The 17029-nt window shown below is 52.9% G+C and carries 17 protein-coding genes; 3 read left to right on the plus strand and 14 right to left on the minus strand.

The window, feature by feature from the left end; translation table 11 throughout:
• Nucleotides 1-4: 4 nt before the first annotated feature.
• Nucleotides 5-667 carry a 3-oxoacid CoA-transferase subunit B gene (locus tag IRJ17_RS21700; RefSeq protein ID WP_122965729.1) on the minus strand — a complete coding sequence of 221 codons (663 nt, stop codon included), beginning with the start codon at nucleotides 665-667 and terminating at the stop codon, nucleotides 5-7.
• Nucleotides 667-1332, minus strand: a complete 666-nt coding sequence (locus tag IRJ17_RS21705) for a CoA transferase subunit A (protein WP_122965728.1) — start codon at nucleotides 1330-1332, stop codon at nucleotides 667-669. The genes IRJ17_RS21700 and IRJ17_RS21705 overlap by 1 nt, the downstream gene beginning before the upstream one ends.
• Before the next feature lie 288 nt (nucleotides 1333-1620).
• On the opposite strand from IRJ17_RS21705, the gene IRJ17_RS21710 reads away from it, so the two are divergent.
• A complete protein-coding gene (locus IRJ17_RS21710; protein WP_122965726.1) occupies nucleotides 1621-3045 on the plus strand; it encodes a sigma-54 interaction domain-containing protein in 1425 nt (474 codons plus the stop codon).
• A gap of 205 nt (nucleotides 3046-3250) precedes the next feature.
• On the opposite strand, the gene IRJ17_RS21715 is transcribed toward IRJ17_RS21710, so the two are convergent.
• The gene (locus tag IRJ17_RS21715; RefSeq protein ID WP_063227799.1) at nucleotides 3251-3652 is read right to left on the minus strand and encodes a hypothetical protein; all 402 of its coding nucleotides are present in this window, start codon (nucleotides 3650-3652) and stop codon (nucleotides 3251-3253) included.
• A 59-nt stretch (nucleotides 3653-3711) separates the two neighbouring features.
• Complete coding sequence (locus tag IRJ17_RS21720) at nucleotides 3712-4554, minus strand: deoxyribonuclease IV (RefSeq protein WP_173599196.1); 843 nt, start codon at nucleotides 4552-4554, stop codon at nucleotides 3712-3714.
• A 153-nt stretch (nucleotides 4555-4707) separates the two neighbouring features.
• On the opposite strand from IRJ17_RS21720, the gene IRJ17_RS21725 reads away from it, so the two are divergent.
• Together IRJ17_RS21725 and IRJ17_RS21730 are read left to right on the plus strand one after the other, a co-directional pair.
• A complete protein-coding gene (locus IRJ17_RS21725; protein ID WP_242771885.1) occupies nucleotides 4708-5301 on the plus strand; it encodes a TetR/AcrR family transcriptional regulator in 594 nt (197 codons plus the stop codon).
• A 61-nt stretch (nucleotides 5302-5362) separates the two neighbouring features.
• Complete coding sequence (locus IRJ17_RS21730; RefSeq protein WP_242771888.1) at nucleotides 5363-6616, plus strand: MFS transporter; 1254 nt, start codon at nucleotides 5363-5365, stop codon at nucleotides 6614-6616.
• 2 nt (nucleotides 6617-6618) lie between these two features.
• On the opposite strand, the gene IRJ17_RS21735 is transcribed toward IRJ17_RS21730, so the two are convergent.
• From IRJ17_RS21735 to fdhF, 10 genes are all read right to left on the minus strand, one after another.
• Nucleotides 6619-7488 (minus strand): universal stress protein, encoded by an 870-nt coding sequence (locus IRJ17_RS21735; RefSeq protein WP_122965723.1) that lies wholly within the window; start codon nucleotides 7486-7488, stop codon nucleotides 6619-6621.
• A 147-nt stretch (nucleotides 7489-7635) separates the two neighbouring features.
• Complete coding sequence (locus IRJ17_RS21740) at nucleotides 7636-8697, minus strand: HD-GYP domain-containing protein (RefSeq protein WP_122965722.1); 1062 nt, start codon at nucleotides 8695-8697, stop codon at nucleotides 7636-7638.
• A 184-nt stretch (nucleotides 8698-8881) separates the two neighbouring features.
• On the minus strand, nucleotides 8882-9505 hold the full coding sequence (locus IRJ17_RS21745) for an HD-GYP domain-containing protein (RefSeq protein ID WP_242771891.1): 624 nt from the start codon (nucleotides 9503-9505) through the stop codon (nucleotides 8882-8884).
• Nucleotides 9506-9544: 39 nt separating this feature from the next.
• Complete coding sequence (locus tag IRJ17_RS21750) at nucleotides 9545-10807, minus strand: molybdopterin molybdotransferase MoeA (protein WP_242771893.1); 1263 nt, start codon at nucleotides 10805-10807, stop codon at nucleotides 9545-9547.
• 5 nt (nucleotides 10808-10812) lie between these two features.
• Nucleotides 10813-11817 carry a GTP 3',8-cyclase MoaA gene (gene moaA, locus IRJ17_RS21755; RefSeq protein WP_242775316.1) on the minus strand — a complete coding sequence of 335 codons (1005 nt, stop codon included), beginning with the start codon at nucleotides 11815-11817 and terminating at the stop codon, nucleotides 10813-10815.
• Nucleotides 11807-12628, minus strand: coding sequence for a formate dehydrogenase accessory sulfurtransferase FdhD (fdhD, locus tag IRJ17_RS21760; RefSeq protein ID WP_242775318.1), 822 nt, complete (start codon nucleotides 12626-12628; stop codon nucleotides 11807-11809). Before fdhD ends, moaA begins: the two co-directional genes overlap by 11 nt.
• A gap of 34 nt (nucleotides 12629-12662) precedes the next feature.
• Complete coding sequence (locus IRJ17_RS21765; protein ID WP_122965718.1) at nucleotides 12663-13013, minus strand: Na-translocating system protein MpsC family protein; 351 nt, start codon at nucleotides 13011-13013, stop codon at nucleotides 12663-12665.
• Entirely contained in the window at nucleotides 13010-13432 is a 423-nt protein-coding gene (locus IRJ17_RS21770; protein ID WP_122965717.1) for a phosphate-starvation-inducible protein PsiE, read from the minus strand. The genes IRJ17_RS21765 and IRJ17_RS21770 overlap by 4 nt, the downstream gene beginning before the upstream one ends.
• 44 nt (nucleotides 13433-13476) lie before the next feature.
• Entirely contained in the window at nucleotides 13477-13956 is a 480-nt protein-coding gene (locus tag IRJ17_RS21775; protein WP_173600090.1) for a helical membrane plugin domain-containing protein, read from the minus strand.
• On the minus strand, nucleotides 13956-16907 hold the full coding sequence (fdhF, locus tag IRJ17_RS21780) for a formate dehydrogenase subunit alpha (RefSeq protein WP_173595624.1): 2952 nt from the start codon (nucleotides 16905-16907) through the stop codon (nucleotides 13956-13958). The genes IRJ17_RS21775 and fdhF overlap by 1 nt, the downstream gene beginning before the upstream one ends.
• Nucleotides 16908-17029 lie beyond the last annotated feature (122 nt).

The following is a 17029-nucleotide window of genomic DNA, read 5'->3' on the forward strand; positions in this document are numbered from 1 at the left end:
TTCATTACTCCACCATTTGCAAATGTTCGGAAATCAAAAGCGGCGCTCCGGTATGGTAAATGACATCCTGCAATGAATACGGATACATCACCTCCGTCAGCATCAACCCTTCTGGCGTTACCTCAATGACCGCCCGCTCCGTGACAATCAGGTCGACACAGCCCTTGGCTGTCAGCGGAAACGTGCATTCCCTGCGAATTTTCGGCTCCCCGGAAAGCGTCACATGGCTCATCAGCACAATCACTTTTTTGGCGTAAAACGCCAGCTCGGCACCACCGCCGATCCCGTGAACCCTCGTCCCGGGAACGATCCAGTTCGCCAAATCTCCGCGGCGATTTACTTGCAGCGCCCCGATAAAAGCCACATCCAGCTTTCGGCGCCGGATCATGCCGTAGGCGACGGTGCTGTCAAAGTAGGAAGCCCCCGGAACGATTGTGACTGGCGCTCCCCCCGCGTTGGAAATATGCTGATCCTCTTCGCCCTGGATCGGCGTAGGCCCGACTCCGAGAATGCCGTTCACAGAATGGAACATGACGTGCCACTCGTTCGGGATAAAATCAGCGACCAGCTCGGGAATCCCGATCCCCAGATTCACGGCCATTCCCGGCACGATTTCCTTTGCGGCCCGGCGCGCAATCATGTTGCGTTGATCCATTGTCAGTCGCATCAGCTGTTCCCCCCGCTGCGATTCACCATGTAATCGACAAAAATGCCTGGCGTCACGATTTTTTCCGGGTCCAGCTCGCCTGCCGGAACGATTTCTTCCACTTCAGCGATCGTGATTTCCGCCGCCATCGCCACCAGCGGGTTCAAATTTCTCGCCGACTTGTCGTAGATGAGATTGCCGTACGTGTCCGCCTGTTTCGCGTAGACGATGCCCACATCCGCCGTCAGCGCCGGCTCCATCCAACAGGGCTTTCCCTCGAACAGCACCGCTTCCCTGCCGTCTGTCGCTTCTCCCCACATGCGCGCATCGACGAGAATCCCGGGTATGCCCACGCCCCCGGCGCGAATTTTTTCGGCAAAAATGCCTTGGGGGCAAAATGTTACCGCAAGACGTCCGTCCATCATCTGCTGACCTGCTTCGGGATTGGAGCCGATATGGGTCGTCAGCAGCTTTTTGACCCGTCCGTGGCTGATCAGCTTGCCAATCCCCACATCGGGGTATCCGGCGTCAATCCCGATCAAGGTCAGGTCGCGCACTCCCTTTTGCAGAAGCGCATCAATCAGCAAGGCCGGAGAACCGATCGTCCCAAAGCCGCCGTACATCAGCCGTGCCCCGTCTTGCACACATTCCATTGCTTGGTCGCGCGTCACCAGTTTTGATAGCATAGCATGGCCATTCCTTATCTCTCTTGATTATTGGGCAAAGTCGCTTTCGTCTTCTTCGTTGTAGCAAGTCTCGTGCCAATGCCGCAAATGCTGAATCGTAGCGAAAATTGCCGAAACTATGTTTTTTCTGACGAATCGAATCAGACTCACTTTTGAATCGAAATCAAGAAAAACAGGCTTGTTTACGCCGAATTGATATCGACTCACATTTTTTCAAATCCGACTCACTATACAACGGACGGTTTCATCTTGTACAATCAGTTCAAAAATGGGGGGAGCGAATCGCCAATGGAAAAAGATGCGGAGATTTTGGCCCTGTCGTCTGTCGATCGCTTCATCGACATATTGAACTCGCTGGCGGACGGCATTTTCATCTCGGATGCGCAAGGCACGACTCTCTGGTTGAATAAAGCGAGCGAAAACTTGTGCGGCATGCCCAAAGCAGAATTGATCGGACAAAACGTGGCAGATCTGGAGGAGATGGGCATTTTCAGCCCGTCTGTGACACGTCTCGTCCTCGAATCCGGCAAACCGACGACGACAATCCAGCTGGTGAACAGCAGAGGAAAATTTCTCGTGACGGGGCATATCATCCCTGATGAAGCTGGCAATCCGGAGCTGATCGTCGCCCATTCCCGCGACATCACAGAAGCGGCGCGGGCCAGCTCGCAGCTCGAAGAAACCGTGGCCCTGCTCAAACGCTACAGCGAGGAGCTGCAACTGATGAAGCGCGAGGCGAATCAAAGCTCGTCGCAGACGCTGATCGGCAACAGCCGCTCCTATCTGGCGCTGATGGAGCTGATCAAAAAAGTCGCTTTGGCTGATACGACTGTCCTGATCACAGGGGAAACCGGCGTGGGCAAAAGCCATCTCGCCGAGCAAATCCACCAGCTGAGCGAGCGCAGCACCGGACCTTTTATCCATGTGAACTGCAGTGCCATCCCGGAAACGTTGATCGAGTCGGAGCTGTTCGGCTACCACAAAGGGGCGTTTACCGGAGCCAACCATTCAGGCAAAATCGGCTTGGTCAAAATGGCGGACAAAGGCACGCTGTTTCTCGACGAGATCAGCGAGCTGCCCTATCACCTGCAATCGAAGCTGCTCCTGCTTTTGCAAAACAAAACATTCATGCCGATCGGCGGCACGAAAACCTACACGGCCGACATCCGCATCATCGCCGCCACGAACACGAACTTGCAGGAGCTGGTGCGCCTCGGCAAGTTCCGGCACGACCTGTACTACCGACTGAACATTTTGCCGATCAACGTGCCGCCATTGCGCGAGCGCAAAGACGACATCTTCCCGCTCTTGCACCACAACCTGCAAAAATTCAACGCCAAGCATAACCAGAAGCGGCGGTTTACGTCAGATGTGCTGGATGTGCTGCACCAGTACGACTGGCCAGGAAATGTGCGCGAGCTGGAAAACTTGGTGGAGCGCATCGTCATCACCTCCAAGCTCGACGAGATTTCTGTCACCGATTTGCCGGAAGAACAACGCAGTATTCGCGAGCTGGAGGAAGGCATCCTCACGTTAGGCTCGCTGTCCCTGACGGAGCGCATGGAAAAAATCGAAGTGGAGTTTATTATGCAGGCGCTGCGCATTCACAAGACAACCCGCAAGACGGCAGCCGCTTTGGGGATTACACAGTCGCTGCTGATGCGGCGGATCAAGAAATACGGGATTGCCTTGGAAGACGAGGAGGACGCTTGAGAAAAGCGGCCGTGGACAAGCCGAAACCTGCTGCAAGTCGCTGGTAAAAGGGCTGACCACTTGCACTCGCGAAAAAAGCATGCCGGACATTCCGTTCACAGCTACACAGTTGTCTGCGGGCTGTCAGCTGTTCGCAGCCCATCCACGGAACAGCAAAAAAGCGCTCAACACGTGAGCGCTCTTTTCTGTGACCTTTTCGTCTGACTTATTCCTCGATTTTCTTGGCGGTTTTGCCAAACCACGTCTTCGCGACCAGCTCCACCACTTGCTTCGGCAGCGATTGCGGCGCTTGCACTTCATTGCCCGCCGCATCCACGCTCCGGTAGAGCAAAGCTGTGTCGTCAGCCGGATCGGACTTCGTTTGCAGCGTCAAATCCCCGATTTGTCCCGCGTTTGTCCATTCCTCGATCATCAGCTGGTATTCGCCTGGTGCCAGCTCGATATAGTCGTCCTCTGTCACATCGATGACAGCGAACCCGTCGTGCTGGATATCGGCATCGTATGTATTCCCGTTCGCTGTCTCGTAAAGCGCCAGCTCCTCAGGGTTGTTCAACACTTCTTTCAGCGAAGCAAAGTCAGCAATCGTCACTTTGATCCGTTTTGCCATTGGTAACTCCTCCCTCATTGACCACACATCACATCATTTCACACTGTATCACAATATGGTCAAGCCTGCCACTCACCCGCCAACTGACGCACATGTCTGATTTCTTCCCGGTGCCCGCCGTCTGTCCCTCTCGCTGTCTCCAGAACAATCGGCAAGCCGTGCAGCTCAGGCGTGCGCAGAAACTCCGCGAAAGCCTCGTCACCAATCATCCCTTTTCCGATTGGGGCGTGCCGATCCCGAAACGAGCCGCTCGGATAGACCGAATCGTTCAAATGCACCGCGCGCAGATGAGAAAAGTAGTCCAGCTCGCGCATCCGCTCGGCAACCTCGCACCAGTTTTCCCCGTTCCACAGCCCGCTGGCAAACGCGTGGCACGTATCGAGACAAAACCCGACCTTTTCTGGTTCCGCGAGCAATTGCCGCACTTGCGTCAATTCTTCCAGCGTAATGCCCATCCGGTTTCCCTGCCCCGCGTTGTTCTCAATTAGCAGCTTGGCCTGTCCGCTCCAGCCAGCGAGAATCTCGTTCATCATCTGAATCATGCGTCTGTATCCGGCAAGCACATCCGGTCCTTTGTCCTGTCCGAAATGGACGACGACGCCGAGCGCCCCGCACGCCTCCGCAATCTCCAGATCGTTGCGCACCGAAGCGACCGTTACCTCGTACAAATCGGCCGTCTCGACACACAGATTGACGAGATAAGCGGTATGGGCAATCGCCAGCATGCCGTGCTGTTCGCAAAACGCCCGGCAAGCCGCAGCATCGCGGGAAGCAAACGACTTGACTCCCAGACTGCGCGGGTTTTTCGGGAAAAACTGAAAAGAAGCGCCCCCCTCCTTGTGCGCCGTTCTGGCAGCCTCTTCGTAACCGTTGCGAATGCTGACGTGACACCCGATTTGCATCGCTCTTCCCCCCTCGTACGCTCCCTTCATTTTTCCCTGGCTCCTGCTTTCTCACACGTCCTTTCCGGCAAACAGCCCTTGCACTTCTTGCGCATTTCCGCTACACTTTTATTAAACCGAACGTTCAGTTTATAAAAAGGAGTTTACTGCATCATGTCCAGACGCCGCCTAGATGGGGAGAAAACGAAACAACATATCGCCGAAAAAGCAACCGAGCTGTTTTCGCAAAAAGGCTACCTGGCGACTTCCATTGAAGATATTTGCCAGGCGACTGGTGCGAGCAAAGGAAGCCTTTACTACCACTTCAAAAGCAAGGAATATTTGTTTTTGTATTTGCTGGAGAAGCAGTACACGGAATGGTCAGGGCTGTGGCAAGAAAAAGAAAAACAGCACGCCACCTCTGTCGAAAAGCTGTATGCCCTGGCTGCTTTTTTGCTGGAAGACTTTTTGTCCCACCCGCTTCGCCGAGCAGGAGAAGAGTTTGCCGGAAGCCAGCTTGCCGATCCAGCCATCATGGAACAGGTCCTGACGATGCTGTCTTCTTCCTACACGCTGTACATCCCGATCTTTGAGGAGGGCATCGCGCGCGGGGAACTTGCTGATGGCGACCCTCGGGAATTGGCGATGATTTTGGAAGGGTACATAACGGGCCTGATCAATGTCGGCTTGAATATGGGCGAAGAAAACCTTTTTGACCTGATGAAAAGAGGAATTGATATTTTGCTGCATGGTATCGCCGCCAAGTAGCTTTTTTTTCAGGTTTATTTAGACCGAACGTTCGGTTTAATTTCTTGCGGGAGTGGTTGAAATGAAATCGATTTGGGGAAACCGGATCTTTTTGACCGTTTTTGTCACCGATACTTTGGAAAATATCGGGATTTGGATCAGGAATATGGCTTTGCTGTACTACGTCATGGAAACGAGCGGCAACAATCCGACCGCCGTGTCACTGTTAACCGCGATCGAGCTTGTGCCGATCTTGTTGTTTTCGATCATCGGCGGGGCGCTTGCGGACCGCTGGAATCCGAAGCGGACGATGATGACGGGCAACTTGTTAAGTGCCTTGTCCGTGCTGCTGATCGTGTATTTGCTCTGGCACGGGATGTGGGTTGCCGTCTTTTTCGCTACTTTCATCTCGGCAGTCGTGTCCCAGTTTTCCCAGCCGTCGTCTGCCAAGCTGTTAAAAAGACACATTCCGGAAGAACACGTCGGAGTGGCCGTCTCCATCTCGCAAAGCATGAGCGCACTCTTTTTGCTTGGCGGCCCGGTCATCGGCAGTTTTTTTTACGAACAATGGGGCATCTACCCTTCGCTGATAGCCATGGCAGCTCTGTTTCTGCTCTCCACGCTCATTTTGAGCCTGCTTCCTAACGCTGCAACAGCTCCAGAAGAACAGAACGGCACACTTTTCTCCGAGATCAAGGCAGGTTTCGCCTACGTCAAAAACCACCCGTCCTTGCGCGGAATTGCGCTTGCCTTTGCCTGCCTCGGCCTGGCCTCTGGGTTGATCAACCCGCTCGAAGTGTTCCTGGTCACGGAGCGGCTCCAGCTGCCGAAAGAATCGGTCCAATGGTTTGTCGCCCTGGAAGGGTTGGGCATGCTTGTGGGCGGCGTATTCGCCTCCTTGTCCGTGCAACGCTTGAACAGCCGTTTTGTCATCACGGGCGGCTTGATCTTCTTCGCGCTTTCCATCGTGGTGGAAGCCTTGTCTGTCTGGGTTGTCGTGACAGCTTCCATGCGCTTTTTCACCGGAATCGGGATGGCTTTTCTGGAAATCGTGATCGGCATGCGCATGATCAAGTTCGTCGACGAGGCGTACGTTGGTCGGGTAAACGGAACGATTACCCCGCTGCTCGTCGGATTGATGATGATCGGTTCGTTCGCAGCCGGCCCGCTCATGCAGATGACCTCGCTGATCAGCGTGTTTGTAATCGCAGGTGCCATCGTCCTCGTCGCTGCCTGGGGATGCTCGCGGATTCCGTGGGAAACCGCCTCGGATGCCGCCGCCCTGGAAAGCAAAGAAGCTGCCCGCAGTGCGGACAGCTTGCCAGTTCATAAATGAGCTTATGATTTGACGATCAACAGCGGTGTTTTGGTGCGGTGGATCGTTTTGAAGGTGACGCTGCCGAGCAAAGTGCCCGCGATGCCGCCCAGGCCATGGTGGCCGAGTACGATCAGGCCAACGTTTTCCTCTTCGGCTGTTTGACGAATCGCTGTTGCAGGATCGCCAATCACGACTTTGCTCTCATAAGGGATTTGCGCTGCTTCCAGCACTTCTTCGCAAGTGCGAACGGTTTCTTTTCCCCAGTTTTCCAGAGTCGCTGTGTCTTCCCAGCCTACACCGTACACACCAGCGTAAGCAACAGGAGGAGTGACGACACTCAGGAGCAGGTAAGAAACGCCAGGAATGCCCTCGCTCAAAGCGATTGCTTTTTGCGCCGCGTTTTTCGCTTGCTCCGAGCCGTCCACCGTGATCAAAACTTTTTGCCATGGGAAGCTGTCGGCATCTGTCTCCTCGGCAATGAGGAACACAGGCAACTGCGCATCGTGAATGGTTGGGTAGCTGACGCTTTGCAGCAAGAATCCGGTAATCCGGCCATATCCGTGCGTCCCCATCACGATCGCGGCATACTCGCCGTTCGTAGCGTGCTTGGAGATGACTTCATGCGGCTCTCCGAACTCGATTTCCAGCTCGTAAGGAACGCCTGCCTCTTCTACGATCGTGAGGAACTTTTTCAAATCTTCTTTTGCTTCGTCCAATTGAAAATCTTCCACGCTTTGTTGTCCGAGCTTTCTTACGACATTGCGTGAAGGAAATGGAGGAATGGCATGAAGCAAGGTCAATTCATGCTTATTTTTGGCGTACGCAAGAGCGAAGCGAACCGCCTGGATCGACTGTGCAGAAAAATCTACTGGTACTAGAATACGGGACATAAGGACACGTCCTTTCCTCTTCTTCGTCGCAAAAAGTCGATTCTTACGACTTTTTGCCTGCTTTCATTGTAGACTTGCTCCCTAGTTATGTATGTAGGGGAATTCCCTGATCTTGGCATTCCAAAAACCCTTAGGACTGGCTGTGCGCTATTCCATCACCCCTGTAATAAAAATGGTAGGCTCTGCGCCGAGATCGATGTCGCAAATCTCGTGATCCTCTGCCATCCGCCGATTGGCCTGCTGCTCTCGCCGGATGACCCGGACGACAGGGCGGGCTGGCAAGCCGCGGTTTTGGTCGATGACGACGCCGACTTCGCCTGTACTCAGCTTGAGTGACGTTCCGGTCGGATACATGGCAATCGAGCGCAGAAAATGAACGACCATTTTGTGATCGAAACGCTTTTCCGCCAATCCCATGACCTGCTCGCATGCTTCATAGGCCGCCATCGTCTCCTCTTCTTCGGAAAAAGGCGAAATGAGATTGTCGTAGTAATTGCAAATCGAGACGATTTTGGCGAAATCGTGAATCTCGTCTCCGCTGAGGCCGCGGGGCACGCCTGTCCCGTCGACCCATTCGTGGTGCTGCAAGGGAACGTGCGCAGACACGATGCTCATCTCGTGTTTTTTGCGCAATATATCAAACCCTAGCCATGTATGATGATTGGTCTTGTTGTTTTTCTTGTAGGCAGGCGCTTCCTTGTCGACCGACAGTTTGCCGATGTCATGCAAAAGGGCGCCAATCGCCAGTTCTTTCAACTGCGTCGTGTTGTACCCGAGACCCACGCCCATGACCGTCGCCATCATGCAAACATTGAGTGAATGGATGTACAGGGCGTTGTCGGTCGTGCGAATTTCCCCCAGATTGAGCAGCACCTTGCGATTGCGCAGCGTCTCCTCGACGATATTTCCGACCGACTTTTGGATGCCGCGCACGTCGAACTGCTTGCCCGACTGGACACATGCAATCGCCCCGGACAGATTGCGGATCGCATCTTTTCTCGTCGTCTCTGTCACGACTTCCTGTTCTTTGATCTCGTCGAAAAAAGGGTCTTTGATACTGAGCATCGTCACCCCGAAACGACGCAACTTGTTAATCATTCCGACGGTCAGCTGCACGCCCGTCTGCAACAGCGTCAAGCCCTCGCTTGTATAAATGCTGCGAGCCAGCACATCTCCAGGCTCGACTTGATCCACACTCACATATTTCATGGGGTCAATCCTCCTGATTCCTCTTCCCCTGATGCTTTTTCCCTATATTAGCATTGAAAAAACATGTTTCGCCGCTGTTTTTATGAACATTCCCACACAAAAAAGACCTTTGCGGGCAGAAAGCACCTGATTGATCCGGTACTTTTTGCACAAAAGTCTTTCGTGTCGTTATTTTTTAAAGGAATCAGTCCCACCAGCTGCGATCAGCCATGCTTTTCAGGAAGGCATCAACCACAATCGGGTCAAATTGCGTTCCTTTGCCGTCGATCAACTGCTCGACTGCTTCGCCGTATGGGAGAGCGGGACGGTACAGTCGAACGGTTGTCATCGCATCGAAAGCTTCTGCTACAGAGACGATTTTGGCGCCGAGCGGAATCTCTGCTGAAGAAAGGCCATGGGGATAGCCCTGCCCATCCATCCGTTCGTGATGGTACAGAATCGTCTGATCGATTCCCCGATTTTGCAGCGGGCCAATCATTTGCACGATCGCGCACCCTGTCTCCGGGTGTTTCTTGATCAGTTCCCATTCTTCCTTCGTCAGCTCGCCGTATTTCCGCAAGATCGAATCTGGCGTACCGATTTTTCCGATGTCATGCAGCAGGCCAGCGATATACATATTGGCACATTCCTCTTCGCCCAGTTGAAACTGGTTGGCGATTTTCCAGGCGTAAAACCCGACGTTGAGCGAGTGTTGGTACGTATACGGATCGCGAGCATTCACACTGGTGATGAGCGAATGAATCGTGTCGATCATGAGATTCGTCGTGGCTTGATGACAATACAACATTGTTTTTAACAGTTTTTGCAATGGTGCCTCCTCGATCCAAAAAATGCGTCGGCACGCTCGCTACCCTTTGAGCAGGAGAGCGGAGATAAGCTCTCCTTGTTGTACTCCTTTCCCGCCAGCGGGAATCTTGATCAGGCAATCGGAATCTTTGATCGATACGGTAACGCTTGACTGATCCATTCCGACAGGCTCAACGAATAGCTTGCCTTCGCTTACATAAGACTTGCCGCGAACATAGCGCGGATAGGCATTGACTTTGCTGAACTCTTTTCCCAAAAAGGCTGTACATTCCTGCCGGTATCTCTGGGACTGGCCTTGCATCCCCAAAATAACCGGGCGGACAAACAGCTCAAAACCGACAAAACACGCTCCCGGATTGCCTGACAGCGCAAATAAAAACTGCTCGTTCCAAACGCCTGCCGTCGTCGGGCTACCGGGACGCATCGCTACTTTGTTAAACAGCATTTCTCCGTCCCAGTTTTGAAACAGGTCTACCAAAATATCGTAGTCGCCTACCGATACCCCACCGGATGTCACGACAAAATCCGCTTGAGAAAATGCTTCCAAGACAAGCGACTGCGCTTTCGCCGCTTCATCCGGGATGGCGCCCATCAGCAAAGGGATTCCTCCTGCTTCGCGGATCAACGCTTGCAGCATATAGGAGTTGCTGTTGCGAATTTTCCCCTGCGTCAGTGGCGCTTCCACAGGCAAAAGCTCCGAGCCCGTTGCGAAAATCGCAATCGTCGGACGCTTGCATACGTGGACATGGTGGAAACCGAATGTAGCCAACAGCGCCGTTTCACCTGCGCCAATTTTTGTTCCTTTCTGCAACACACAATCGCCCTGCGTGATTTCGTCACCGATCAGAGTCAGATTTTTGCCGGGCGGAATCTCTTTTCGGATGGAAATGCAGGTTTTGCCCTCTTTTTCGCTCTCCTCCGTCATTTCCAGCATGATCACGGCGTCTGCTTGCTCGGGTACCATCGCCCCTGTCATGATCCGCGAAGCCGTTTTGGGCGAGACGGCTTTCGTCGGGACAAAGCCGCACGGAATATGCTCGATCACTTCCAAACAGACGGGAGATTCAGGCGACGCTCCTTTGGTAGAACTGGACATAATAGCGAAACCGTCCATCCCGGAGCGGCGAAAATGCGGCATGTGCGAAGGCGCGAACACATCCTCTGCCAATGTGCGGCCGTAGGCATTTTCCAACGAAACTTGTTCCACGCCAAGCGGACGCAGATGCTGCTCGATTCTGCGCTGCGCTTCCTCCACCTGGACGGTATTTCGACGAAAACGGTTGACGCTTGCCCCTTTTTCCATGTCGACTATCCTCCGATTTGCGACATACGTCTTACGGTTGGTACGTGCGACTGACTTTCCCCCGCCAAAGCCAAGGCCATTTCATGATTTTGCGGCTTGATGCTCAGCGCTTTGAAAAAAAGCTGACGAACCGCTTCGTCATCGCCGATGCATTTGCGGACGTTAAATTCATCTGACCAGTACAGGCACGGCTTAATATTGCCATCTGCCGTCAAGCGCAGCCGATTGCACGTTTCGCAAAAATGCTCGCTCACAGGATGAATCAGCCCAAAGCTGCCTTTGGCACCTGCTATGCGAAACGTTTGCGCAGGCCCGTTGCCGCAGCCATCATGCGTCTCTGCGACTTTCCAGCCCATTTCCTTGCAACGATCCAGCACGGTGGACAACGGCAAATACGACTGTTTCCATCTCGTGTCGTTGTGGCCGATCGGCATGTACTCGATAAAGCGGACTTGCAGAGCACCATCGATGGTCAGCCGCAGAAAATCTGCAATCTCGTCATCGTTGATTCCCTTCATCAGCACGACGTTCAGCTTGATCGGCTGAATCCCGACTTGCTGGCACGCCGCTATGCTGTCGAGGACGCGGTTGACGTCTCCCCCGCGGGTGATCAGCGAAAAACGCTCCGGCTTCAGCGTATCCAGGCTGATGTTGATGCGCTTCAAGCCCGCTTCTTTTAACTTCTTGGCCTTTTTCGCCAAAAAAATGCCGTTGGTCGTCAGCGCAATATCTTCGATTCCCGGTATCCCCGCTACGCTCTCGATCAGCTCTTCCAATCCTTTGCGGACGAGCGGCTCTCCGCCGGTCAACCGCACTTTTTTCACGCCCATTTCGGCCAAAACTCTGACAACCTCGGTAATCTCGTGAAAAGACAGAATGTTTTCTGCGGGTTCAAATTCCATGCCATCAGCAGGCATGCAGTACACACACCGCAAGTTGCAGCGATCTGTCACGGAAATGCGCAAATAATCGTGAATCCGGCCAAACGAGTCCACTAATTCACTGGGAATCACTGGACTTCCCCCCTTTTTCCTGCACGATTCGCTCAGGCCAGGTGTACACATTAAACGACTGATTGCGAATAAAGCCAACGGTAGTAATGCCGAGCTCATCTGCCAGACGAAGCGCCAATTCGGTCGGCGCTGACTTGGACAAAACGATGCTGCAGCCGATCTTGGCTACCTTCAGCAATACTTCGGAAGAAATCCGGCCACTGAACACCATGACCTTGTCATGAACGGACACTGCATGCATCAAACTGTAGCCGTACAGTTTATCGAGGGCATTATGCCTGCCTATGTCCATTCGGGAGACGACAATCCCGTTTGGATCGCACAGGGCAGCATTGTGCACCCCTCCCGTATCCTGAAAAAGCGTAGCCGATTGCTGCATCGCTTGCATGAAGCGAAAGCAGTCAGCCGCCGAGATCGTCACGGCTGTGTCATCCCGCTTTTTCACCGTTCGGGCGTCATTGTAAAAGTAGAAGCTTTGCCGACTTTTTCCGCAACAGGAAGTCACGTACCTTTTCGAATGAAACATCTGGTTATACGTGTTTACATTTTTAGCGCGAACGTAAGCGAATCCGGTTGGCCCGTCAATGAACAGGTCCGTAATGTCCTGATAGCTCTGAATCACCCCTTCGGACGCCAAAAACCCGATGACAAGCTCCTCGATGTATTCCGGGCTGCATACGAGAGTCGCAAATTCCTCGTCATTCAGCACGATCGTAATGGGCGACTCTGTCACGATTGAATCTTCTTTTTCCTGCATAGAGCCGTTTTCATAGTGCAGGACAGGCGACAAAACAAAGACGGGTTGGATCACGAAAGCTCCCTGCCTTTCCTCCAAGTCTCGATCATGCGAGAGGACGGTCCAATACGTAGACCGTCATGGCGATATCCTCTTCCAAGCTGATATCCGAAAAAATCCGCAAAATCTTGGCATCAATCAATTCCTCAAGCTTCGCTACGACCGCCTGATCGTGGTAAATGTTCTTGACCAGCTTGGTGCGCGCCTCGTGGACCATGCGCTTGCCGTCTTCGGAAAGAATCATGAACTTTTCTACGTTGGTCAGATTTCCCTTCATCTCGCAGATGACCCAGGGGCCGCAAAAGCGGGTGAGAATTTCCCGCGGGCCGTTGCCGACGTGTTCTTTGCGGATTTCGCGGACGAGCATGCTGAATTGATGTTCCAGGTTTTTCGTCATTCGATTATCTCCTTTGCTTCCCCCGCCTTGTTTTGCCGGGGGGCCAGCATGATATAGCTGATCACCAGAATAAAAATGACCAGCGACAAAATCAGATTGTTCATGGCATCGTCGCGGTTGACGATAATAAAGCGCACGGTACCCGTAATTCCAATATAAATCAAATAGCGCAGGGGAAAGTGGTACGCTTCATGAAAATATTTGACGATCATCGAAACAAAGACAAAATACAGAAAAAAGGCCAGAACCTTTTCCAAAATATCATGGACATTAGTATTGCCTTGCACCGCATCTACTACGATGGCGTACAGCTCACGCAACAAATAAAAGCTGAGTACCAATCCAAGAATGATCAGAGACGCGTTTAGCATCATTTGATAGAAGCGTACGATTGACGCTTCGTTTTTATTTGTTCGCATCCAAGCTTCTGCCCTCCTTCTGATCAGGATTGCTGCGGCTCTCCTCATTCTTTTAGCCCTTCCCCTATCCCCTTCAACAGGTTGATGCCAAAGCCCATCGCGCGGTTGATGTCCGGATCGCGCAGTGCTTTCATCAAATCGAAAATGCCGACCTTGGTTCCCGATTGCAGCGCTTCGTCAGCCCGTTGCAACCCTTTGGTCACACCGGACATCAGCTTTTTCGTCATGTCAGGATCAAGCTCTGTCAAGCCTCCCGCTGCTGCCATCGCGTTATTGATCATGTTCGTGACAGGCGGACGCACCATTTGTCCGACGACGATTTTGGCAATATCCTCTTTCGCCTCGACGGCGGCGTTGAGCGCTCCCAGGATGCCGCTGTCATGCAGCTCCTGGAGCAGCTTGATCGTCGCCTGAATGCCCTCGGGGTTTTGCGCCAGAGATTCCAGGACACGATCTACCGTTTGCGCTTGCTTTTCTTCCTCGGTAACCTCTGGTTTTACGATTTTCGTGATCGGTCTTGCCATTATTTTTCGCCTCCCGCAACGTTTACTTCCGCAATCGGTACATAATCTTCTCTCGCCCACTTGCGCTCGACCTGGACGCCCATTTGCGGGTTGCGCTTCGCATAGCGCGGATTGTACATAGGCAACGGAGTCATGCCTTTTTCTTTGAGGAACTCCATGCGCACCTTCGTTTGCTTGTAAGCAGGTGTCTGTGTGCGAACGTCTCCCACGCTGCCTGTCAACAAGTTGATCGCATTTTCATGGCTGACGGAGTGCATCGGCACGTACAATTCGTTGCCGCTTACCCGATCTGTCACGAGCACCCGCAGCTTGATCGCTCCGTATGGCGAGACGAGACGCACCAATGAACCGTCTTGCACACCGCGTTCGCGCGCAAGCTCAGGGGAAACTTCCACAAATACTTCTGGCAATTTATACTGGATTCCCTTCGATTTATTCGTCATGTTGCCTTCGTGGAAATGTTCCAGCAAACGTCCGTTATTCAAGGTAAGGTCAAATTCCGACGGATACTCGACTGGCGGAATGTATTCCACTGTGGATAGTCTTGCTTTTCCGTCCGGGAAGTTGAAGCGCTCTTTGTACAGAAGCGGCTCATCCGTGCCGTCTTTTTGTACCGGCCAGTGCAGGCTGTTCCATCCTTCCAGGCGCTCGTAGGATACTCCGCCATACAGCGGTGCCAGACTGGCAATTTCGTCCATGATTTCACTCGGATGCTGGTAGTTCCAATCGGCTCCCATGCGCTGTGCGATCGATTGGATGATCGCCCAGTCCGGTTTGGATTCACCCAGCGGCTCCAACACTTGATACAAACGCTGGATACGTCTCTCTGTGTTCGCGAAGGTGCCGTCTTTTTCCAGCGATGGAGACGCGGGCAAGACGACATCGGCAAATTGCGCCGTTTTGGTCAGGAATACATCCTGTACCACGAAAAAGTCAAGCTTGCCGAGCGTATCGTGCACGTGGTTGGCGTTGGAATCTACCCAAGCCATGTCTTCGCCCATCAGGTACATGGCTTTCAGCTCGCCTTTTTCGACTGCTTCCAGCATTTCGATGTTGGTCAAACCAGGTTTATTGGAGATCGTTACGCCGTATGCTTGTTCAAATTTGGCTCTCGCTGCGTCATCGGTAATATGCTGATACCCTGGCAGCCATGTAGGCAGCGTGCCCATGTCGCAAGCGCCCTGGACGTTGTTGTGCCCGCGCAACGGATAGGCTCCGGCACCAGGTCGGCCGTAGTTTCCGGTCACCAAAAGCAGGTTGGAGATCGCGGCAGACGTATGCGAGCCAGCGACATTTTGCGTCACGCCCATTCCCCACAAGACGCAAGTGCCATCCGCTTCGTGAATCATTTTCGCTGTCTGGATCAACTGTTCTTTGGGCAGTCCGGTTACTTCGACGGCGTAATCTAAGGTGTACTTTTCCAGCATCTTGCGATATTCGTCAAACTGGTTCACCCGCTGCTCGATAAACGCCTTGTCGTGCCAGCCTTGGTCGATGATGTACTTCGCAACCGCCGTCAGCCAGACAAAGTCGGTTCCTTGTTTCGGATGCAGGAACAGATCGGAGCGTTCTGCCATTTCATGCTTGCGCAAATCAGAGACAATCAGTTTTTGGCCGTGCAATTTTTTCGCCCGTTTCACCCGTGTTGCCAAAACAGGATGGCCTTCGGTCGGGTTCGCCCCGACGATGATGACCAGTCCGGCACTGGCGATGTCTTTGATCGTGCCTGAGTCACCGCCGTGTCCTACAGTGGCGAGCAATCCGTCCGTGGCAGGCGATTGGCAATAGCGGGAACAGTTGTCGACATTGTTCGATTCAAACACTTGACGCGCCAGTTTTTGCATCAGGTACGCATCTTCGTTTGTCGTTTTGGAGGAGCTGACGAATCCAAGAGCTTTTCCGCCATACGTTTGCTTGATTGCGCCCATTCGCTCGGCGATCAGGGACAGCGCCTCATCCCACGTAGACGGTACAAATGCATCTCCCTTGCGAATCAAAGGCGTCGTCAAACGCTGGTCACTGTTGACAAAATCCCAACCGAACTTGCCTTTGACACATGTGGAGACGCTGTTGACCGGAGAGTTTTCCGTCGGCTCCACTTTCAAAATGTGGCGGCCTTTCGTCCATACTTCAAACGTGCAGCCTACCCCGCAGAACGTACACACGGTTTTTGTTTTCTTGGTTCGCGTTTCGCGCATCGCCGCTTCGACTTCCGAGATCGCGAAAATGCTGCTGTAACCAGGCTCGACTTCTTTGATCAGATCGATCATCGGGTTCAGCAAATCTTTTTTGATCCCGGACATAAAGCCCGCTTCGCCCAGCATCGATTTTTCCATCAAGGCATTGCATGGGCAAACCGTCACGCACTGACCGCAAGACACGCACGAGGATTCATTAATTGATTTATTGTCATCCCAGATAACTCGCGGGATTTCCCGTTCCCAGTCGATGGTGAGCGTTTCATTGACCTGCAAGTCTTGACAAACCTCTGTACAACGTCCGCAAAGAATGCATTGATCCGGATCATAGCGATAAAACGGATGCGACATGTCCACTTCGTATTCTTTTCCGCGGAACGGGCGTGTTTGGTGGTCGATTTCCAGCAGCTCTGCCGTATTGTGCACGCGGCAATTTCCGTTGTTGTTGTCGCACACGGTACAGTACAGCATGTGGTTTTCCAAAATGCGGTCCATCGCTTCGTTTTGAGCGCCTTTTGCCAGTTCGGAAGCAGTCAGGATGTTCATTCCATCCTCGATCACAGTCGAACAGGCCCGCATGATTTTGCCGTCAATCTCGCACATGCACGTATCGCAAGTCTGGATCGGGCCTAAAATCGGCGAATAGCAGATGTGCGGATGCTCGATGCCATGTTCCAGCAAATAATCGAGGATTCGCGTCCCTTCTTCTGCCTCATGCTGCTCCTGATTTAATACGAAGCTTACTTTTTTCATCTCCCAAAAACCTCCAGCAAAAATAATAAAGCCCACCATAAAACAATCTGGGCAAATACATGCACAAATTGTTTTATGGTGGGCTAATGATCAAGCATCAACTGATGCCCATTATCCGTCCC

It is taken from the genome of Brevibacillus parabrevis (assembly GCF_022701015.1).
Taxonomy (GTDB): domain Bacteria; phylum Bacillota; class Bacilli; order Brevibacillales; family Brevibacillaceae; genus Brevibacillus; species Brevibacillus parabrevis.